The organism is Sphingobacterium sp. UDSM-2020 (assembly GCF_016132525.1).
Classification (GTDB): Bacteria; Bacteroidota; Bacteroidia; order Sphingobacteriales; family Sphingobacteriaceae; genus Sphingobacterium; species Sphingobacterium anhuiense.
Map to the genome: position 1 here is coordinate 5,288,996 of NZ_CP066166.1, position 20,463 is coordinate 5,309,458.

The following is a 20,463-nucleotide window of genomic DNA, read 5'->3' on the forward strand; positions in this document are numbered from 1 at the left end:
TGCGGATAGCCCGAATTTAAATCAAAAAAATTAAACATAACCTGACCTCGTAATGACAATGAGCTTTATAATAGCGCATTTTTAAGTACATTTGTTTGAGTAATTTTTTATTATCCAACTACAATTCAACCCCGTGAGTAGATTAAAAATTAAATATAATCGTGAGTCCGACACTAATCTTAACCTTATTCGTAAGATAAGCTTAATATTGGCAACCATCATTCTTATTTGTATCTTCCTTCCAAAGCAGGCTCGCTTTCGCTATGAATTTCAGAAAGGAAAAGTCTGGGATCACGAAAACTTAATTTCTCCCTATAATTTTGCGATACTCAAAACACAGGAGGAACTAAATGAAGACAAGAAAAACATTCTTAAAACCATTCAACCTATCTATGACGTTAATTCGACCATCAGTAGGGAACAGATCGATCAATTTGAAACTGATCTAGCTGAAAAATGGCAAACCAATAAATTAGACACTACTCCTCAAAAAATACAGGATTACCGTGCCGTCGGAAATGCCATATTAACGCATCTCTACGACCGAGGCATCCTGTCTTTAAATAATCGTTTTCAAAACCGAAATGACGACAAGAGTCCTGCTGCAAAGCAATATAATTTTACCTTGATACAAGATAAAGTCGCCACTCAAAAAAATACGGCAGATTGTTATACAATCGAATCTTCTTATGAATACGCCAATTCAGTCTTAAGCAATTCGTCAAAGATCTTGTACAAGAAATGGCTCTTAGAGACATTAAAAAACTACATTACCCTAAATTATGTTTACAATGATCAACAGACAGAGCGACTGGAACAAAATGCTTTAGCAAATATCTCCTCTACTCGGGGAGTTGTGCAAAAGGGAGAATTAATTGCTGAAAAGGATAAAATTATCAGTAATGAAACCTATCAGAAACTAGAATCGTTACGCAAGATTTATGAGGACGAAGGAAAAATCTCTGGCAATCAGATTTACGTTACACTGGGGCAATTTTTGATTATCTCTCTTGCTTTATGTATTCTGATGGTATTTCTATATCTTTTCAGAAAAGACATCTATTACAACAATCGCCTGCTATCAATCATTATGATTGTGATCATCGGCATGCTTGCCGTCTTGTCGTGGGCCATTAAGATTAAAATTCCTAATTTATACTACATTCCATTCTGTTCAGTTCCGATCATTATTCGCATCTTATTTGATTCCCGGGTAGCTTTGAATATTCACCTACTCATGGTCCTACTGGCAGCGCTATTTGTTCCGAACTCGTATGAATTTGTATTTCTGCAATTCATGGCTGGAATCGTGGCGATTTACAGTATCAAAACATTAGTAAAGAGAGAACAATTCTTCATCTCGTCAGCCATTATACTCGCGACTTACTTGATTGCTTATTTTGGACTTTTACTCACACGTAACGGATCCTTAAGTACCATTAACGTCATGGACGTCATCCCTTTTGTGGTCAGTGTCATGATCACATTAATGGCGTACCCATTAGTATACGCATTTGAAAAACTATTTGGAATCGTATCTGATCTGACATTAATGGAATTGACCAACAGTAATTCAAAGCTTCTGCGTGAACTTTCATTTAAAGCCCCTGGTACTTTCCAGCACTCCTTACAAGTAGCCAATTTAGCTGAAGCGGCTATCTACCGAATTGGCGGAAATCCTCTCTTAGTACGGGCAGGTGCACTTTACCACGATATTGGTAAAATGACAAACCCGCAATTCTTTATTGAAAATCAAAAAACAGAAAAGAATCCGCATGATGAATTATCACCTGAACAGAGTGCACAAATTATTATTTCACACGTTATAAAGGGCGTTGAGATTGCAAAAAGAAATCAGCTTCCAGATGTTATAATCGATTTCATCAAAACGCATCACGGTACGACAAAAGTCGATTACTTCTATAATTTATTTATAAAGAATAATCCCGACAAACTAGTTGATGAATCTTTGTACCAATATCCTGGGCCTATTCCCTATTCGAAAGAAACAGCTGTACTAATGATGGCAGATTCCGTAGAAGCAGCATCTAGAGCTCTTAAAGAACATACGGAAGATTCTATTAATACGCTTGTCGATAAAATTATTGAGCATAAGCTGAAGCTGAATCAATTTGCAAATAGTAATATTACATTAAAGGAAATCACAGAATCTGCAACCATTTTCAAGGCAATGTTGAAGAGCATTTACCATGTTCGGGTCGATTACGATCTCAGCAAGAAAAAATAAGTGAAAATTATTCTGTAAGCAATAAATTGACATACAATCGCTTACTATAACCTTACGTATTTTTTGTATTTTTTTTATAAAATTGACTTTGCAGAATAGAATAATTGCCTTATGTTTGCAATGTCAAAACGAGGAAGGGTGCCTGAGTGGCCGAAAGGAACAGTTTGCTAAACTGTCGTACTGGAAACGGTACCGAGGGTTCGAATCCCTCCCCTTCCGCAAAGACAAAACAAAGCCCGACAATAGTCGGGTTTTGTTGTTTATGGACTTTTGTAAACGTTAGTTTTAACAAAAAGGATATAAACAACAAAAGTAATGAACAAAGTGAATGGCTTTGTTTTGTATTGAAGCCCCCCTTTTTTGGGATCATGAAAATAATCCCTCCCCTTCCGCAAAGACAAAATAAAAGCCGACTTATAGTCGGCTTTTGTTGTTTATATACGTTTGTAAAAATCGATTTTAAGAAAGTCGATGTACAGTAAAATAATGGGCGAAGAGGATCGTCAAATTTTATAGGAATAACAATCTCCATTCATGATGAAGTAAATAATCCCTTCATCAAGACAAAATAAAGCCTGCTGATAAGTGCGATTTTTGCTATTTATCGACTTTCATAAAAAAAAATCAATAAAAGGATAAAAAAGGCGTTTCTAGACTTTGCAAAAATAAAATAATTGCCTTATGTTTGCATTGTCAAAACGAGGAAGAGTGCCTGAGTGGCCGAAAGGAACAGTTTGCTAAACTGTCGTACTGGAAACGGTACCGAGGGTTCGAATCCCTCCTCTTCCGCCAAGACAAAACAAAGCCCGACTATTAGTCGGGTTTTGTTGTTTATGGACTTTTGTAAACGTAAGTTTTAAAAAAAAGTATATAAACAACAAAAGTGATGAACGGAGTGAATGGCTTTGTTTTGTCTTGAAGCCCCCCCTTTTTGGGATCATGAAAATAATGCCTCCTCTTCCGCCAAGACAAAATAAAGCCCGACTAATAGTAGGGCTTTGTTGTTTATGGACTTTTGTAAACGTAAGTTTTAAAAAAAAGTATATAAACAATAAAACTAATGAACGGAGTAAATGGCTTTGTTTTGTATTGAAGCCCCCCTTTTTGGGATCATGAAATAATCCCTCCTCTTCCGCATCCTGATAAAGAAAATATATCAAAACCCTATAAATTCAAGGATTTATAGGGTTTTTCTTTTTATACACCTATCGTTTTTTTCAATACTTCTCATTTCTAGCGAGACCCTAAAATTTGGCTAGCTAGGGTCTCGCTAAAATGAACCGCTAGATGAATACCGCACAAAGGCATGACATGACCAGATGCTGAACATCTTGACAGTTTATATCCAATAGAATAAATTGAATATTGAAATAAAACACCACCACAATGAGCAATCAAGTTACTATCTACATGTATACCCGTGCTGTAAAAGCTAACAAAGCAGGACTACATCCCATTTATGTCCGCATAACCATACAAGGTAAACGAACCGAATTCTCGACCAAAGAAAGCAAGTAAAAGAGCGTCTCTATATTGATGTTAGATTTTAGATATTTCATAAATTTAAAGTATATTAACAACTTAAAATAGGTTTAACAAAACAACATATGCATTGCGTCATTTTTTGAGTTATCTGCTAACATTTCCAAGCATAATCGATAGACTGGACGATGAAAAAATTATTTAGTGCAATAAGGAAAAAAGAAATTAACGAAATTTCTAAGATTCTCAACAAAAATCCCGAATTAGTAAATTGTATTGCAAAAGGAATATCGAAACGCGATGATGGAGAAATTCCTTTACAGACTGCAATTAAAACTGAAAACTTTGACATAGCTAAACTACTAATTGAACGTGGAGCTGATGTAAAATTTATGGAAACAGAAATTGAAGATGAAGATTGGAGAAAACCGGTTTTACATTTCGCAATTGAAGCAGTTATTGCCAATTCAAGAGATGAAATTTACATTCCTAAATATAGTCCTCAAAATAATTCTGGCTTTTTAGGATTATTCAAAAAAGACCAATGGACGGTTAAAAGTGAACCGACAAAAAAATATCGAGAGGCATTTGAAATTATGAAATTACTAATAGAAAAAGGTGCTGACATTCATTCATCTAATTCAACTAGTAATTATCAAATAAGTGCTAGCGAATTTATATGTAATCGTATTGCAAATTATCATTTTGACAATAAGAGACCACTTGTTAAACAAACATTAGATGATTTACATCCGATATTTGAACTATTCAAGATAACGAAAATTACTGAATTTGATTTACCAAGTGTTAGCAAAAGAGGAAATACGGTTTATGAAAGTTACAAAAATTTAATTGACCAAATTTTCGAATAAAATTATGCCTTCACATACAAGGGTTTTGCCGAATCGATAGTCGCAAGCGTATCGCGAATCTGCAAAATAACAAATGACCATTTTATTAAAATTTTAGATGCACTTTATGAATCAGGCGAAAGTTGTAAATTGGTGTTAATTGATTGGAACAATCTGGAGCTAATAGACCTAATTGACAGAAATAAAATTGAAAGAGTATTTCCTCATCTATACAAAATAATATGACAAGCGATAAACAACTGACACATATAAGCAAGTTTTTAAGTTTGGTACTAAGACACCAACCTAAAACAATTGGTATTCAACTTGACCAAAATGGTTGGACCGACGTTAAAGAATTAATTGAAAAGGCAAACGAAAATGGTATAAGTTTCGACCGAGATACACTTAACTATATTGTTGCGACAAATCCAAAAAAGAGATTTGCTTTTAATGAAACGCTTGACAAAATAAGAGCAAGTCAAGGACATTCAATAGAAATTGAATTAGGCTACGAGAGCCAAAAACCACCTGAAATTCTATATCATGGAACAAGCGAAAAATCAGTACAATCAATAATTGACAAAGGACTTGAAAAGCGGAGCAGACAGCACGTTCATTTGAGTAGCGACATTGAAACAGCAATTAAAGTTGGACGAAGACATGGAAAGCCTGTTGTACTTAAAGTCCTTGCTGAAAAAATGTACACCGACAATTTTCAGTTTTTCATTTCGGCCAATGGTGTTTGGCTGACTGACCATGTACCTGCAAGATATTTAAAGTCGAATGACGAATAAAATAATAAAAGTTGGTAACAAGCAATGGGGTATCACATCTTGTCTTTTTTTTGTTTTAATGATTACATCGCAGATGACAATAGTGGGCAGAATGTACATACTTCAAGTTTTGTGCTTTGGTAGAAATTTGTATTTGAGTTGAAAGTTTCGGCTCCGAAATCCGCCATTGCGTAAAGCACCGTAACGTTTTGCGTCAGCTTAAAAACAATCCCGTGCGAATAACAACAGTCCTCCTACTCGTTTTAATTATAAAGCTAGGGTTTGTAAGCGTTGTAAATTTCATCAACACTTTTGATACACTAACGTCGTTATATTGATGTTGGATTTTAGATATTTCATGAATTTACGGTATATTGATAACTAAAATAAGTCTAATAAAACAAAATATGCATTGCATCAATTTTTGAGTTAGAGGTAATTTTAAGAAACACCATAGAAGGGAAAAAGATAATAAATGGAAGTGAAAAGTTATTATTTATCTAATTTTAGGTCCATAACTATAGGAGTAATTTTTATAATTATGGGCATTGCCACAACATTTATTGGGTTTGATATAAAAAGGTCATTTTGGAATAACTTTCAAAGCATGATTATTGATTTCAGAGGCATAATGCATTTTATTGTCTCGATATTGTTATTGCTTTTCAGAGCTGGCTTCATCTTTTTTGGATATATTACTATAAAATATAGAAGTAAAATCATTAGAGCAAAAACTGATGACAAGGGATTATATTTTAAGGAAATTACAGGAGGTAATAAACTTGAAAGATTATCTTTTGACCTAAATCCATTGACACTTTTACATTATTCAAAAATTACTAATATATATTATGTAGAAGATTTCTGGAAAGGAAACTATTTAGAAATAGAAACAAGTTCAGGACGAAAAATATTGACCGCGCTAAATGTCTTGTCTAAGTCAGACAAAAATGAAATTTATAATACTGTTAAGAAGCAAATAAATAAAAAAAATTGCTAACATCGATTTAACTATAGTGGAGCTCAACTGCTAAATTTCAGCATGAGTAATTCTAGTAATCTTCAGTAATAATTTGAGCGGAATTGCGTACAATTCTCCACAATCGACAAGCTGTAAGACATTGGGCGACATTTCAATAAATAAAATAATAAAAGCTAAAAATAAGGTAAAATGAATTCGTCTTTTATAAAATTATCATTCACTATTTCAATTGTAAGTTTATTAATGTCTTGTAAAACAAGCAAAATATCAACTGATACAAGTAAAACTTTAAATGAGGTTGATATATATGTTGTAGGGTACGAATACAATGATAGCAAGTTTGAATCTTCAATAGAAGAAATTGCAGACGAGGTAGGCATGAAACACGTAGCAAAACTATGGAAAAATGGTAAAGACATTCACTTAGAAAACAGTGAACTATATTCAGATGCTAAATCCGTATTTGTAAACAACAATGATGTTTATATTGTAGGATCAATTATACTTGATAATGAATACGTTGCAACTATTTGGAAAAATGGAAAAATACAAAAATTAACAAACGGTAAAACTGCTGCTCATACCAGTTCTTTGTTTATAGATAAGAACAATATTTATATTCTTGGTGCTCAGTATAATACAAAAAATTATATGATTAAAGTATGGAAGAATGGTGTTTATACTGATATAACAAATGGAGAAAACCCAACAGATGATGCTTCGATTTTTGTATATAAAGGAGATGAATATATATGTGGACACGAACAAACCGGAAATAAAAGTAAACATTACAGAAATAATAGCGTAGCTAAAATCTGGAAAAACGGAAAACCACAAAATCTTAGTAATGGATTAAATGATGCTTATGCGCTCTCGTTATTTGTTGAAAATGGTACCATTTATGTTGTGGGATATGAGATAGAAAATGATAAATATATAGCCAAATTATGGAAAAATGGAAAATCTCAAAATTTGTCTGATGGCCTAAATGATTCATATGCAAGATCCATATATATTTGGAACAATAATACATATATAGTTGGTAGTGAAAATATTAATGGTGTTGAAGTGGCGAGATTATGGATAAATGGAAAAGTACAATCCATTACAGATGGAAAACATCACGCTGTTGCTAATTCAGTTTTTGTAAACAACAATAATATTTACATCGGAGGATATGAAAAAAATGATAACGACAGAGATGTGGCGAAATTATGGATAAACGGGGTTGCTAAAAACCTAACTGATGGTACAAAAAACGGATATGCACAATCTATTTTTGTTGAAATAAAAAAATAAAAAACGATCGACCAACAAGATTTGCCTTTTATACACCTATCGTTTTTTTTCAATACTTCTCATCTTTAAAGAGATCTAACGAGACCCTTAAATTTGGTCATCTAGGGTCTCGATGAAATGAACTACTTTGTGAATTGTTCTACTATTCCCCTTTGGGTTCATTTAAATAGTTTTTTCGTATTTCCACGCCCCACCTTTAGCTCCAAAAAAGCCTCCATCATGAGCAATCAACCGATGTCCTTGATTATAAAAAGGATTGATCAGGAATCCGTAGCCAAAGTTTTGTTGTTTATGGACGTTTTGTAAACGTAAGTTTTAAGAAAGCACATAAACAATGAAATAGCTTAATACCCTATTGCACTACAAATTGGTAAGAATCCATAATTATTGTCAAGGAATTCGTTAAAAAAGAGTAAATTGTTTTTGATAACTTAACGTTGAATTTCTAGGTATTCAATATTAAAAAGAATTGTCATGAAACTTTCGTCAAAAACAGCGCATATTCTAAGTCAGATCAGCACAACAACTAAGCTCGGAGACTTAAGAAAAATTGCGAAGGAGATCAAAAAAGATCACGAATTAGCACTGGAGTTATGGTCTACACCTGATTTTTTAGCAAGGCTATTGGCCATTCTGATTATGGATAATAAGCGCATTTCACAAGACACCGTCAATCAGCTCGATCAGGATATGCTTATGCATCCACCCGAAGAACGGAATCAGCTTATGGATTGGCTTATGGCAAACCAACTGACTAAAGACAAAAAAACGATTGCACTTATTGAATCCTGGCAAAATAGTGTATCACCGCTACAAAGGCGGATATTCTGGTACTACCAAGCCCGTTTAAGATGGACAGGACAAATACCTCCTCCTAACTCACTAGAATTATTAAATGAAATAGAAGCCAAAATTGCAAGAGAAGAACCGGAAGTACAATGGGCAATGAATTTCCTAGCAGGATGGATTGGCGTTTATGAAAAACAATACCGAGATCGGTGTATTGCAATCGGAGAAAAAACAGGCCTCTACAAAGGTGATATGGTATCAAAAGGCTGTACACCAAATTATTTACCAGAATTCATTGCTATAGAAAGCAACAAACGAAATTTATAATCCAGTTAACAATTTCAAATCCAAATTAGATCAATACAATGCGTTATGATAGGATCACTAATAATCTCCTATCCTAACGCTATTGCTATTTTTAGTGCTCACGACTAAAATCAACTATTGAATCACTCCATATCGCTGTAGAAATCGTACGCTGGTTACCCCAAAAATAGTTTACCTCTAAATCCTACATCAAATATCAATTCAAAAAAAAAATAAACAATTTTAAACCAAGTACTTTGTTATACTATGTATTTTCTTTAGCTTAGCTCCATGGATAATGACTTTGTAAATAAATGGACTTCACAGCTCAAAAAGGGAACCTTATCTTTTGTTGTTTTAAGGATCTTAATGGATAAGCGTGAATATTATGGCTATGATCTAATTAACGAAATAAAAAAAAGGACGGCCATTGAAATCGCGGAGGGCACATTATATCCGTTGATGAACAGACTTAAAGATGAAAAACTTGTTGACTATAAATGGGTAGAACAAAATTCAGGAATTCCCAGAAAATATTACAACATCACAAGTTTAGGTCAGGAAACAGCCGAAGAGATGAAAAAATACTGGATCACATTAAACGACACCATCAATTCAATCTAATATGAAGTTTAAAGAAATAGAATTTGAAAACAGGAATTGTACACGGATATACCGAGATTACCTTAAACGTGTCCGAAATACTGTTAAGGTATTAAATGAACAAAATCAACAGGAAATTTTACTGGAGATAAACAGTCATCTTTTCGAAGGCTTTTCAGATAATCCCAATGGTCGGGACGAAGTGGAACATTTATTAGATATTTTAGAAAAACTTGGACAACCGTAAGAATTTCTAAAACCTCTGGTAGCAAATAAGAAACTGGAGGAAGCAACACGTACTTTCAATCCTCTCGAAATAGTGAAAGCTTTAACATTAAATATTAGCAACGGAATTTCCTATATAATATTTGCAATACTATATCTATTTTTATTTGGATTTCTTTTTTTAATCATTGCTAAACTGATCGACCCGGATCACGTGGGACTCTTTTATCGTGCAAAGGACATCTTTATACTCGGGCAATATAATAATTCAGATGGTGTCAGTTATCTTCAATATGAGCGCTTAGGAAATTGGTTTATCCCTTTAATGGTTGTAGCCTCGATCACATTATATATACTATTAACCTTACTGTTAAAATTGAAAAAAAATATAAACCACAAACCGTTATGATTAAAAAATATCTCTTCTTGTTATCCTGTTTTTTTGTTTCGACATTGACAAATGCCCAACAATTTGACACGAACAAACTCGATTTGTATTTCAGCTCCCTGGAGAAAGCTAATAAATTTATGGGAACTGTTGCAGTGTCGAAAAATGAAAAAATTATCTACAGTAGATCCATAGGTTATTCCAATTATGAAAATAATACCAGATCTAATGCTAATACCAAATATAGAATCGGTTCAATCTCTAAAACGTTTACTGCAGTACTGATCATGAAAGCAGTTGAGGAAAAAAAACTGGACCTCGCTCAACATATTGATAAATTCTTTCCTTCCTTAACAAACGCATCTGCCATAACAATTGGTCATTTGCTTAGCCATAGAAGTGGTGTCCATGACTTTACGGATGATGAAAATTACATCAACTGGTGCTATACTCCCAAAAGCGAAAAGGAAATGATGGCATTTATTGAAAAGGGAGGTTCGGACTTTCAACCTGATACAAAATCGGAATATAGCAATTCAAACTATGTACTATTAACCTATATTCTTGAGAAAACTTACAAAACGCCCTATGCAACACTTTTGAAAAAATGTATTACTGATCCATTCTCGCTTAAAAATACTTATTTTGGAGGTTCAATTAATACTTCAAATAATGAGGCAAAATCATATACCTTTGAAGATAACTGGAAAGTTGCCAAAGAAACCGACACATCAATTCCTTTAGGAGCTGGAGGAATCGTTTCTAATCCGCTTGATCTGATAAAATTTAGCGACGCCCTTTTTTCAGGAAAGATATTAAAAGCCGAAAGTCTGGCATTAATGGAAAACATCCAAGATGGACATGGTCTGGGACTTTTTAAACAACCTTTTTACGACAAGCAAGGATTTGGTCATCGTGGCGGAATAGATAAGTTCACCGCAGTATTTTCTTACTTTCCGAGCGATCACATATCTTTTGCACTGACTTCAAACGGTTCCAATTATAACAATAATGAAGTAGCTGTGACTGTTTTGAATGCCATATTCGGTAAACCTTTTGAAATTCCCGAATTTTCAACATATCAAATAAATGCTGAGGAACTGGCAAAGTATAACGGAGTTTATGCATCCGCTCAAATACCCATAAAAATAACAATTACCAATGATGGCAAAAATTTAACTGCGCAAGCTGACGGACAAGCATCCATGCAACTTGAATGTACTGCGGAAAATATATTCAAATTTGATAAGGCTGGAATTGTACTCGAATTTAAACCTTCAGAGAACGTAATGATTCTTAAACAAGGTGGTGGACAATACATCTTTAATAAAGAAAAATAAGTTTCTATCCAGAGGACATCCTGAATAATAAAAACCCGACAATAGGTCGGGTTTTTCAGTTATTACAAATTGATCAATCTATCAACCTCTTCTGCCGTTTCAATAACATCAAAAGACGTCGTTCCGTGCGTTGACGAAACAATACAAAATATAGTAGTCAAGGATCTTCCCTGATATTCATTTTGAACAAAATGAACAATGTTTTCGGCTATAAAAAAGATGGGTCTTTCTACTACTTCATCACCTTTTTTAACCCTTTGAGTTAGTTTAATTGATTTAGCCATATGAAGATATATTTTTTAACTAAATATACAAAAATCAAATTCTTATTCCAATTCATAATTTTCCCCTATTCTCTTGAGAAAAATTGACACGAAAGCTTTCTTACTAGCTATGGTAATGTCGCACTAAACAACAGCTAAATTTAAAAATAGAAAATCCTACTATCATAACAGATGATCATAGATTTGCGGTAAACATCCACACTATATAGGCCCGTATTTATATTTCCGGTTCAATTTAGTTTATTCCTAGTCGTAAATGCCTATTTTTGCAGATCATGAACGAAGATCCTATTATCATCATTGGTGCTGGTCCAGCTGGACTGATGGCTGCGCAACAACTGGCAACAAGAGGTTATCAGGTACACATCTATGAAAAAAATAAAGCTGCGGCAAGAAAATTCTTAGTCGCTGGTCATGGCGGATTTAACCTAACGCATAGTGAGCAAATAGAAAACTTCGTTACTCAATATGATGCCGCGGAAATCCAAAAGATCATACGCCATTTTGATAATAATGCTACTGTGGAATGGCTTTCATCAATCGGAATTCCGACATATGTTGGCAGTTCTGGAAAAATATTTCCCGAAAAACATATAAAACCCATCCAAGTTTTACAAGCATGGCTAGATCATCTCAACCAACTGGGAGTCATCATTAACTATGAGTACAGTTTCGTGGATTTTGATCTAGATTCTGTCACATTGCTGCACAACAAAGAAGTTGTCCGCAAAAGTTATCGTCAGCTCATCTTGGCACTAGGTGGTGGCTCATGGAAAAAAACAGGATCAGATGCTTCATGGATTCCGATTCTGACAAATAAAAAGATAAACATTACCCCTTTACAAGCGGCCAATTCGGGATATAATACGACCAATGACCTGAGCGATCTAGAGGGACAGGTGTTAAAAAACATTCAGGTTGTATTTAACGGCACGAGTAAATTAGGAGAAATTGTATTTACAACCTATGGAATAGAAGGGAGTCCGCTCTATTATATGAACCGCTACAGCAGACCATACGAATTCCCGATCACACTTCATATTGATCTCAAGCCCAATGTGTCATTAGATGCAATTTTAAAGCAGATGCAATCTGGCGGAAATATAAGCTCACTATTAAAAAATAAACTTAAACTTTCATCCACTGCAGTTGCGCTATTAAAGAAATTGGATAAACAAACTTTCACAGATCCAATAGCGCTGGTACAGCAAATTAAAAACTACCCTATCCAAGTATCAGGATTAAGACCCTTAGATGAGGTGATCTCTACAGCTGGCGGTATACCCTTTAATGAACTGAATAAAGACCTTTCATTACATAAATTTCCTTTGGTATACTGTGCCGGCGAAATGCTAGACTGGGAAGCACCAACAGGCGGATATCTGCTACAAGCTTGTTTTAGTACAGGTGTTTGGGTTGCTACATCGATCAGTAAAAATCACCCTTTAACAATTTAAAGGTTTTGATTACCGCAAGGAGGACGAACTTATGCTCCAAGTCCCTTCTATGAATAGGATTCTAACTTGACGCACATAAAAAATGCTTAATTACAGCTATAACACAAACTGTAATTAAGCATCTAATGCTAGCAATTGGACGCTAATGAATCATGATAATGGCCCATTTGGTCGCAATAAAACTACGTTTACTTTTTAACAACCTTATTGATCAATTTTTGATAAGCATCGGCTATTTTTTTCATTCCGATATCATTTGGATGAGCAGAATCTACGGTTGAATTAATATCTAAACCAATTTCCCTATTTGTTAATAGATAGAGATTTTTATCTCCAGATTGTTTAATACGATTTACAAATTGGTTAGCGACAGCACTGCTCTTTTTATATTCTTCGTTAATATCTAAATTGAAGATGGCGTTATTAAATCCTGAGCTATGCTCGGTAACAATAATCGGTGTCTTCGGATGTTTTTTTCGAATTTCGACAACTGCATTAGACAGTAAAGAATCCAGTTGCTGTGCAGTTCTATCTTTCGTTAAAGCTAGATTTGGAATACAGTCCAATATAAAAACAGCTGCATCCACTTGATTGATATGATCGATAATAGGTTGTTCTAAACGACCATTGCCCGAAAAAGCAACATTGATGACTGGGTTTTTAATAGCTCTACCTAGCATATTACTCCAGGCTAATCCAGGTCTAGTAGCACATGCGCCTTGAGCGATTGAAGTTCCGTAAACAACAACTGGCTTACCTTCTTGAACAACAAATTTAAAACTCTTATCAGACCCTACTCCTATTTCCAACCATTCCACTGTATTGTATAAAGGGAGGTATAAGCGATACGTAAAATTTGAATTTTTGCCTAATGCTTTGTAATTATAAGTTACCGTATCAGCAAAATTATAGTTACCAAATGCCCAGTTCCAATTACCCCTATCATCTTGCGCATATAAATCGACACCACTAACACCAATCGTAGGCATATGTGGCATATTTAAAGATCCGCTTACTTTATAGCGTACTTTAATGGCTTCCGCATCGGTCTGAAAGTCAACATACAAACCGGCACTATTGGTACCTAAGCTCCATACAGGAGATCGCACCTGACTTTTCAGGCTCTCGGGCAAACGGTAATAATTCGGTAATTCTTCCGTATGGATACGTCCTTGAATCACCTTATTTTTAAGCGGATCATTCCAGTTGATCGATTGTTGAGCAAATGAACTAAAAGCAACAAATAGACTGGCAAAAGATAAAACTAAGTTTAATTTCATAATTTAGATTGAAAACCAAATCTACCAATTATCAGGATAAATAGAAATAATTCTTTTGTATCATTCGAATTACTTTAGTTGCCATAAAGAATTCATCGAGGCAACAAGAAATAAGTGCATAAAAAAAAGTCATCGTTTAGAACGATGACTTTTCTTTATGATAAAAGCTCTTTAATTAAAGAATAGCTTGTCTTACACGAACTAACTTTTCCATTAAGTCTTCTAAGTAATCTAAATGTAGCATATTAGCGCCATCAGATTTTGCTTGTGCTGGATTTGGATGAGTCTCAATAAATAAACCATCAGCTCCAACTGCTATTGCAGCTTTTGCGATCGTTTCTATCAATTCAGGTTTACCACCCGTTACGCCAGAAGTTTGATTTGGCTGTTGCAAAGAGTGTGTACAGTCCATAATAGTTGGTACACCAAAACCTCTCATCTCTGGAATTCCTCTGAAATCAACAATTAAATCCTGGTAACCAAATGTATTACCGCGATCTGTTAATAACACGTTCTTATTGCCCGAGTCAATAACTTTATCAACAGCAAACTTCATCGATGCTGCATTTAAAAATTGTCCTTTTTTAATGTTTACTACCTTTCCAGTCTGCGCTGCTGCAACAAGCAATTCTGTTTGGCGGCATAAAAAAGCTGGAATCTGTAGGACATCAACATATGCTGCAGCTAAAGCTGCTTCATGACTTTCATGAATATCTGTTACAGTGGGTACACCAAATGTTTTACCAACCTTCTCTAAAATACGCAAAGCTTTCTCATCACCTATTCCTGTAAAAGAATCAACACGCGAACGATTTGCTTTACGGTAAGATCCTTTAAATATATAAGGAATATTTAAGCGGTCTGTAATGGTTACGATTTTCTCTGCGATTCTTAAAGCGATTTCTTCTCCCTCTATCGCACATGGTCCTGCCATTAAAAAGAAATTCGTCGAATCTCCATTTTTAATTTGAGGTAGTACTGTATTTATCATTTAATATATGCGTTTCTAATTCCCTAATTCAGACATGAACTTTATTCGCATCAGTTGAATATCTTCATACGAATAATCATCTCCACCTAAATCTTTTAAAGCTTCATCAATAGAATCCGAATCTGCTTGCTTAAAATAATCGTAGACTTCATCTTGACGATCTTGATCGATCATCTCATCAACGAAATATCCGATATTAAGTTTGGTACCAGCATTTACAATTGTTTCTACTTCTTTCAACAATTCTTCATAGCTAATTCCTTTTGCGGCTGCGATATCATCTAAACCAATTTTACGGTCTATATTTTGAATAATCGCGACCTTAAGCGCTGATTTATTTGCTGTACCTTTTATAACTAAATCTACCGGGCGATCAATATCATTTTCTTCGACATACGCCTTGATCAATTCTACAAACTGAGCGCCAAATTTAACCGCTTTGCCGTTACCGACACCCTGTATCTGTTTCAGTTCGTCCAATGAGACGGGATAATGCGTACACATTTCATCCAATGATGGATCTTGAAAAATAACAAACGGAGGAAGTGACTTTGATTTCGCAATCTTTTTACGAAGATCTTTCAGCATTTTCAATAGCTCCGTATCTAAAGCGCCTGTTGAATGTCCAGCATCTTCAGATGATGAATCATCTGAAAAATCCAAAGGACGGTTCATCACAAATTTCAGTGCATACGGATTTTCCAGGTAATGACGACCAATGTCCGTCATCTTTAATAAGCCATAATGATCAATATCCTTTGCTAGAAAGTTATTGAGCACCGCTTGACGAACCAATGATTCCCAATACACTACTCCTTTATCTTTACCTTTTCCGAACAAAGGATGCTCATCATGTTTATAAGCAGAAACAGGTTGATTATTCTGACCCACCATGACATTGATCACGTGTAGATCGTCAAAGTTTTCACCTTGTTCTTTAATAAAAGAAAGAACTTCAAATAACGATTGTTCTGCTTCAAAATAAGTTTTTTGAGCACGACAATTATCACACATATTACTACATCCGGTTTCGTCAAAATTCTCACCAAAATAATGTAGAATTTGTTTACGACGACAGACTGCAGATTCTGAATAATCAATAACTTCTTTTAAAATTTGTGTTCCGATTTCCCTTTCAGCAACGGGCTTATCCTTCATGAATTTCGTTAATTTCTCAACGTCTTTCTCCGAATAAAAAGCTAAACATAGACCTTCTCCACCATCACGTCCAGCACGACCAGTTTCTTGGTAATAACCTTCCATAGATTTTGGAATGTCATGGTGAATCACAAAACGTACATCGGGCTTATCAATACCCATACCGAATGCTATCGTTGCTACGATAACTTCGACATCTTCCATCAAAAACTTATCCTGTGTATCGGCGCGTGTTTTCGCATCCAATCCAGCATGATAAGGAAGTGCTTTGATTCCATTGATATTAAGAACTTCACTAATTTCTTCAACCTTCTTACGGCTCAAGCAATAGATGATACCTGTTTTACCAGACTGTCCTTTTATAAAACGAACAATTTCTTTAACGACATTTTTCTTCGGCCTTACTTCGTAGAATAAGTTACCTCTGTTAAATGAAGATTTAAAGAGCATAGCATCATTCATTTGAAGATTCTTACGAATATCTGACTGCACCTTAGGTGTAGCTGTAGCTGTCAATGCAATAATGGGTATTTTTTCACCTATACCATTAATAACCTGACGAATCTTGCGGTATTCCGGACGGAAGTCATGTCCCCATTCGGAGATACAATGGGCTTCATCGACAGCAACAAAAGATACCGTAATCTGCTTCAGAAACTCGACATTCTCCAATTTCGAAAGCGATTCTGGTGCTACATAAAGTAATTTTGTTTTCCCTGCTGTAACATCCTGTTTGACACGCATGATATCACCTTTGTTCAATGAAGAATTTAAAAAGTGAGCAATACTATCCTCTCCGCCAAATGCGCGAAGCTGATCAACTTGGTTTTTCATCAAGGCAATTAACGGTGAAATGACAATCGCTGTCCCCTCACTCATCAATGCCGGTAACTGGTAACAGATGGATTTACCACCCCCAGTAGGCATTATGACAAATGTGTCCTTTCTCTGTAGTACATTTGTTATGATTGCTTCTTGATCCCCCTTAAAAGTATCAAAACCAAAAAAATCTTGTAAATTGTCGAAAAGTGATTTTTCTATTTCCATCGAGCCTCGGGCAAAAATAAGATAGATAAATGACCAAAAAATCTGTAAAATAACCTATTTTTGTATTCATTCTTTAATATAAAAGTAGATATTTTTTTTGTGAAAAGCAACATCGATATAAAAAATATAGCTATCCAAGCTATACAAGAAGAAGCTAAAGCGGTAGCTGATTTATCACAACGGATTGACGACGACTTTGTTAACGTGGTTAAACATATAATTAACTTACAAGGCCGTGTTATTGTCACTGGAATAGGAAAAAGTGCTATTATCGCACAAAAGATTGTTGCGACAATGAATTCGACTGGAACACCCTCCATTTTCATGCACGCAGCCGATGCCATTCATGGTGATTTAGGGATCATTCAAAACCAAGATTTAATCATCGCAATTTCAAAAAGTGGTACAACTCCTGAAATCAAAGTCCTGGTGCCTTTCTTGAAGCAGACCGGAAATACATTGGTCGCTCTGGTAGGAAATATCAATTCTTATCTGGCTGAACAAGCGGATTTCGTACTGGACACCACTGTTGAAAAAGAAGCATGCCCTAACAATCTTGCTCCTACCTCAAGTACCACTGCTCAGCTAGCAATGGGCGATGCACTGGCGGTATGTCTGCAGGAATGTCGCGATTTTTCAGATCAGGATTTTGCAAAATACCATCCAGGAGGTGCGCTAGGTAAAAAATTATACCTAAAAGTAGCGGATCTCTCCGATCAAAATGAAAAACCAAAAATCCCAAGTAATGCCACTATCAGAGAAATCATACTGACCATCACACAAAACAGATTAGGTGCTGTTGCAGTATTGCAAGATGAAAAGATTGTGGGCATCATTACCGATGGGGATATTCGCCGTATGCTTGAAAATCATGAAGATCTTACAGGATTAACTGCGTGCGATATTATGGGGACACATCCTAAAACGATCGACAAAACAGAGCTTGCTGTAAATGCGCTGCATATGATGCGTCAGAATAACGTGTCTCAATTAATTGTTTTACAAGGAAATATGTATGATGGCATCATACATATTCAAGATTTATTAAAAGAAGGAATAATCTAGTCATACATAATGTAATATTATTGTTATCGCGTTCTTTTCTAAGGCAATTACGTATTAAAATTTCTATTTTGGTACGTTGTTTGACATTATCAAAGAGCATAGTTAACAAATTAAGAAGAAGAAGATATGAAAAAGTTTTTAGCCGTATTAACTGTTATTATTGCATTTGTAGGATTTACTGCAATGCAAACAAGTCAGAGCGAATTTAAATTTGAAAAAGAAACACATGATTTTGGAAAGATCGCACAAGGAACTCCAGTATCATACAGTTTCAAATTTTCGAATGCAGGAAGTGAGCCTATCATTATTTCTGATGTTAAGCCTTCATGTGGATGTTCAGTAGCAGAATTTACAAAAACACCAATCAAACCCGGTGACACAGGAACAATTAAAGTTACTTTCAACGCTGCTTCAAAAGCACCTTTTACAAAAAGCTTTACAGTAACATCGAACACAAAAACACCTGTAAAAACTTTATACATCAAAGGAATTGTAGAATAATTACTTTGCGTACATAATTAAAGAAAAGCCACTTCAAGTAAAGTGGCTTTTTTAGTTTTAATTCAGTAGATTTGCTTCGCTAATTTATATAAAATAATGCCATCAATATCAGAAAAAGGGTATAACATGCCCGCATCCCCAATTAGAAAACTAACACCTTTCGCTGATCAAGCAAAAAAAGAAGGGAAAAAAATCTATCACTTAAATATCGGACAGCCGGACATTGAAACGCCAGAAGTAATGCTCAATGCATTAAAAAACATTGATTTCAAAGTTTGGGCCTATACGGCATCTGAAGGAACAGCATCTTACCGCAATAAACTGACGACATACTACAATAAATTAAACTACAATATCGAACCTACTGATATTTTAGTGACAAACGGTGGCTCTGAAGCGATTATGATTGCGATGCAGGCTTGTCTTAACCCGGGTGAAGAAGTAATCATTCCTGAGCCTTTCTATGCCAATTACAACGGCTTCGCATGCTCATCAGACATTGTGGTAAAACCGATCATGTCTTATATCGACAATGGATTCGCTTTACCTTCTATTGCGGAGTTTGAAAAAGTAATCACTGAAAAAACAAAAGCGATTGCGATCTGTAATCCGAACAACCCTACAGGTTATTTGTATTCTAGAGAAGAACTAGAAGCATTGCGTGAGCTTTGTTTAAAATATGATTTATACTTATTCTCTGATGAAGCCTACCGCGAATTCTGTTATGATGGGCGTGAATTCATTTCACCTATGCATCTGGAGGGATTGGAACAACATGTTGTTGTTTTTGATACCGTTTCAAAACGTTACTCAGCATGTGGTGCCAGAATAGGTTGCTTAATCACAAAGAATAAAGAACTGTACCAAGTCGCTCTAAAGTTTGCACAGGCGCGTTTAAGCCCTTCTTTGGAAGGACAAATTGCAGGTGAAGCAGCTGTAGATACACCAGATAGTTATTTTGAGGCAGTGTCTGAAGAGTATACTGCACGTCGTGATACTTTAGTCAACGGCTTAAATAAAATTGAAGGTGCATTTTCACCTAATCCAGGTGGCGCATTTTACGTTGTAGCAAAACTACCGATCGATAACGCAGATAAATTCTGTCAATGGATGTTAGAAGAGTTTGCATACGAAAATGAAACGGTTATGATGGCTCCTGCAACAGGCTTCTACAGCACTCCAGGTGCCGGAATCAACGAAGTTCGACTAGCATACGTTCTTAATCAGAACGATCTAAAAAAAGCATTGATCTGCTTAGAAAAAGGACTTGAAGTGTACCCAGGCCGTACACACTAATCAGTGAGTATAGACGATAAAAAAGGGTTGCTCAAATGAGCAACCCTTTTTTATTTAAAACATTTTGAACACTTTATACGTTATATATAGTAATT

General features: G+C 35.1%; 18 protein-coding genes and 2 tRNA genes. 16 read left to right on the forward strand and 4 right to left on the reverse strand.

The genetic code is table 11. The features are described 5' to 3' along the window. Window positions 1-133: 133 nt before the first annotated feature. The 12 genes from JAZ75_RS22300 (at window position 134) to JAZ75_RS22355 (ending at window position 11,289) form a co-directional block, all read left to right on the forward strand. Window positions 134-2,248 (forward strand): HD family phosphohydrolase, encoded by a 2,115-nt coding sequence (locus JAZ75_RS22300; RefSeq protein ID WP_208698638.1) that lies wholly within the window; start codon window positions 134-136, stop codon window positions 2,246-2,248. A gap of 132 nt (window positions 2,249-2,380) precedes the next feature. Continuing rightward, window positions 2,381-2,467: transfer RNA gene (locus JAZ75_RS22305), tRNA-Ser, on the forward strand. 483 nt (window positions 2,468-2,950) lie between these two features. Beyond that, window positions 2,951-3,040 (forward strand) — tRNA-Ser (locus tag JAZ75_RS22310). Window positions 3,041-3,634: 594 nt separating this feature from the next. Continuing rightward, entirely contained in the window at window positions 3,635-3,766 is a 132-nt protein-coding gene (locus JAZ75_RS22315) for an Arm DNA-binding domain-containing protein (RefSeq protein WP_132842246.1), read from the forward strand. Window positions 3,767-3,918: 152 nt separating this feature from the next. Further along, a complete protein-coding gene (locus tag JAZ75_RS22320; RefSeq protein WP_208698640.1) occupies window positions 3,919-4,602 on the forward strand; it encodes an ankyrin repeat domain-containing protein in 684 nt (227 codons plus the stop codon). A gap of 221 nt (window positions 4,603-4,823) precedes the next feature. Beyond that, window positions 4,824-5,378 carry an RNA 2'-phosphotransferase gene (locus JAZ75_RS22325; RefSeq protein WP_208698642.1) on the forward strand — a complete coding sequence of 185 codons (555 nt, stop codon included), beginning with the start codon at window positions 4,824-4,826 and terminating at the stop codon, window positions 5,376-5,378. A 454-nt stretch (window positions 5,379-5,832) separates the two neighbouring features. Then, the gene (locus JAZ75_RS22330; protein WP_168126985.1) at window positions 5,833-6,357 is read left to right on the forward strand and encodes a hypothetical protein; all 525 of its coding nucleotides are present in this window, start codon (window positions 5,833-5,835) and stop codon (window positions 6,355-6,357) included. A 171-nt stretch (window positions 6,358-6,528) separates the two neighbouring features. Then, complete coding sequence (locus JAZ75_RS22335; RefSeq protein ID WP_208698644.1) at window positions 6,529-7,638, forward strand: hypothetical protein; 1,110 nt, start codon at window positions 6,529-6,531, stop codon at window positions 7,636-7,638. 474 nt (window positions 7,639-8,112) lie between these two features. After that, window positions 8,113-8,754 carry a DNA alkylation repair protein gene (locus JAZ75_RS22340; RefSeq protein WP_183912090.1) on the forward strand — a complete coding sequence of 214 codons (642 nt, stop codon included), beginning with the start codon at window positions 8,113-8,115 and terminating at the stop codon, window positions 8,752-8,754. A gap of 270 nt (window positions 8,755-9,024) precedes the next feature. Beyond that, a complete protein-coding gene (locus JAZ75_RS22345; RefSeq protein WP_021187958.1) occupies window positions 9,025-9,357 on the forward strand; it encodes a PadR family transcriptional regulator in 333 nt (110 codons plus the stop codon). A gap of 1 nt (window position 9,358) precedes the next feature. Then, complete coding sequence (locus JAZ75_RS26055) at window positions 9,359-9,583, forward strand: HAAS signaling domain-containing protein (RefSeq protein WP_232789299.1); 225 nt, start codon at window positions 9,359-9,361, stop codon at window positions 9,581-9,583. A 383-nt stretch (window positions 9,584-9,966) separates the two neighbouring features. Continuing rightward, on the forward strand, window positions 9,967-11,289 hold the full coding sequence (locus JAZ75_RS22355; protein WP_208698646.1) for a serine hydrolase domain-containing protein: 1,323 nt from the start codon (window positions 9,967-9,969) through the stop codon (window positions 11,287-11,289). A gap of 62 nt (window positions 11,290-11,351) precedes the next feature. Here the strand turns inward: JAZ75_RS22355 and JAZ75_RS22360 are convergent, their stop codons facing one another. After that, entirely contained in the window at window positions 11,352-11,573 is a 222-nt protein-coding gene (locus JAZ75_RS22360) for a hypothetical protein (RefSeq protein WP_021187960.1), read from the reverse strand. 275 nt (window positions 11,574-11,848) lie between these two features. Here JAZ75_RS22360 and JAZ75_RS22365 point away from each other — a divergent pair, with 275 nt between their 5' ends. Next, complete coding sequence (locus tag JAZ75_RS22365; RefSeq protein ID WP_208698648.1) at window positions 11,849-13,030, forward strand: NAD(P)/FAD-dependent oxidoreductase; 1,182 nt, start codon at window positions 11,849-11,851, stop codon at window positions 13,028-13,030. Window positions 13,031-13,218: 188 nt separating this feature from the next. On the opposite strand, the gene JAZ75_RS22370 is transcribed toward JAZ75_RS22365, so the two are convergent. The 3 genes from JAZ75_RS22370 to recQ all read right to left on the reverse strand — a co-directional run bounded on the left by JAZ75_RS22370 (window position 13,219) and on the right by recQ (window position 17,506). Beyond that, a complete protein-coding gene (locus JAZ75_RS22370) occupies window positions 13,219-14,310 on the reverse strand; it encodes an SGNH/GDSL hydrolase family protein (protein ID WP_208698650.1) in 1,092 nt (363 codons plus the stop codon). 175 nt (window positions 14,311-14,485) lie between these two features. Continuing rightward, on the reverse strand, window positions 14,486-15,301 hold the full coding sequence (kdsA, locus tag JAZ75_RS22375) for a 3-deoxy-8-phosphooctulonate synthase (protein WP_132773126.1): 816 nt from the start codon (window positions 15,299-15,301) through the stop codon (window positions 14,486-14,488). A gap of 15 nt (window positions 15,302-15,316) precedes the next feature. Next, window positions 15,317-17,506 carry a DNA helicase RecQ gene (gene recQ, locus JAZ75_RS22380; RefSeq protein WP_132773128.1) on the reverse strand — a complete coding sequence of 730 codons (2,190 nt, stop codon included), beginning with the start codon at window positions 17,504-17,506 and terminating at the stop codon, window positions 15,317-15,319. Window positions 17,507-17,605: 99 nt separating this feature from the next. Here recQ and JAZ75_RS22385 point away from each other — a divergent pair, with 99 nt between their 5' ends. From JAZ75_RS22385 to JAZ75_RS22395, 3 genes are all read left to right on the forward strand, one after another. Further along, entirely contained in the window at window positions 17,606-18,571 is a 966-nt protein-coding gene (locus tag JAZ75_RS22385; protein WP_208698652.1) for an SIS domain-containing protein, read from the forward strand. 126 nt (window positions 18,572-18,697) lie between these two features. Beyond that, complete coding sequence (locus JAZ75_RS22390; RefSeq protein ID WP_021191797.1) at window positions 18,698-19,072, forward strand: DUF1573 domain-containing protein; 375 nt, start codon at window positions 18,698-18,700, stop codon at window positions 19,070-19,072. A gap of 96 nt (window positions 19,073-19,168) precedes the next feature. Next, window positions 19,169-20,368: a pyridoxal phosphate-dependent aminotransferase gene (locus JAZ75_RS22395; RefSeq protein ID WP_183912084.1), complete on the forward strand. Its 1,200-nt coding sequence runs from the start codon at window positions 19,169-19,171 to the stop codon at window positions 20,366-20,368. Window positions 20,369-20,463: the final 95 nt, after the last annotated feature.

Excerpts from the sequence above, each read along its gene's own strand:
- JAZ75_RS22370 (WP_208698650.1), bottom strand. The coding sequence starts at position 14,310 with ATGAAATTAAACTTAGTTTTATCTTTTGCCAGTCTATTTGTTGCTTTT.
- JAZ75_RS22365 (WP_208698648.1), top strand. The coding sequence starts at position 11,849 with ATGAACGAAGATCCTATTATCATCATTGGTGCTGGTCCAGCTGGACTG.
- JAZ75_RS22355 (WP_208698646.1), top strand. The coding sequence starts at position 9,967 with ATGATTAAAAAATATCTCTTCTTGTTATCCTGTTTTTTTGTTTCGACA.
- JAZ75_RS22395 (WP_183912084.1), top strand. The coding sequence starts at position 19,169 with ATGCCATCAATATCAGAAAAAGGGTATAACATGCCCGCATCCCCAATT.
- JAZ75_RS22340 (WP_183912090.1), top strand. The coding sequence starts at position 8,113 with ATGAAACTTTCGTCAAAAACAGCGCATATTCTAAGTCAGATCAGCACA.
- JAZ75_RS22335 (WP_208698644.1), top strand. The coding sequence starts at position 6,529 with ATGAATTCGTCTTTTATAAAATTATCATTCACTATTTCAATTGTAAGT.
- JAZ75_RS22320 (WP_208698640.1), top strand. The coding sequence starts at position 3,919 with ATGAAAAAATTATTTAGTGCAATAAGGAAAAAAGAAATTAACGAAATT.
- JAZ75_RS22390 (WP_021191797.1), top strand. The coding sequence starts at position 18,698 with ATGAAAAAGTTTTTAGCCGTATTAACTGTTATTATTGCATTTGTAGGA.
- JAZ75_RS22315 (WP_132842246.1), top strand. The coding sequence starts at position 3,635 with ATGAGCAATCAAGTTACTATCTACATGTATACCCGTGCTGTAAAAGCT.
- JAZ75_RS22330 (WP_168126985.1), top strand. The coding sequence starts at position 5,833 with ATGGAAGTGAAAAGTTATTATTTATCTAATTTTAGGTCCATAACTATA.
- JAZ75_RS22325 (WP_208698642.1), top strand. The coding sequence starts at position 4,824 with ATGACAAGCGATAAACAACTGACACATATAAGCAAGTTTTTAAGTTTG.
- recQ (WP_132773128.1), bottom strand. The coding sequence starts at position 17,506 with ATGGAAATAGAAAAATCACTTTTCGACAATTTACAAGATTTTTTTGGT.
- JAZ75_RS22360 (WP_021187960.1), bottom strand. The coding sequence starts at position 11,573 with ATGGCTAAATCAATTAAACTAACTCAAAGGGTTAAAAAAGGTGATGAA.
- JAZ75_RS22345 (WP_021187958.1), top strand. The coding sequence starts at position 9,025 with ATGGATAATGACTTTGTAAATAAATGGACTTCACAGCTCAAAAAGGGA.
- kdsA (WP_132773126.1), bottom strand. The coding sequence starts at position 15,301 with ATGATAAATACAGTACTACCTCAAATTAAAAATGGAGATTCGACGAAT.
- JAZ75_RS26055 (WP_232789299.1), top strand. The coding sequence starts at position 9,359 with ATGAAGTTTAAAGAAATAGAATTTGAAAACAGGAATTGTACACGGATA.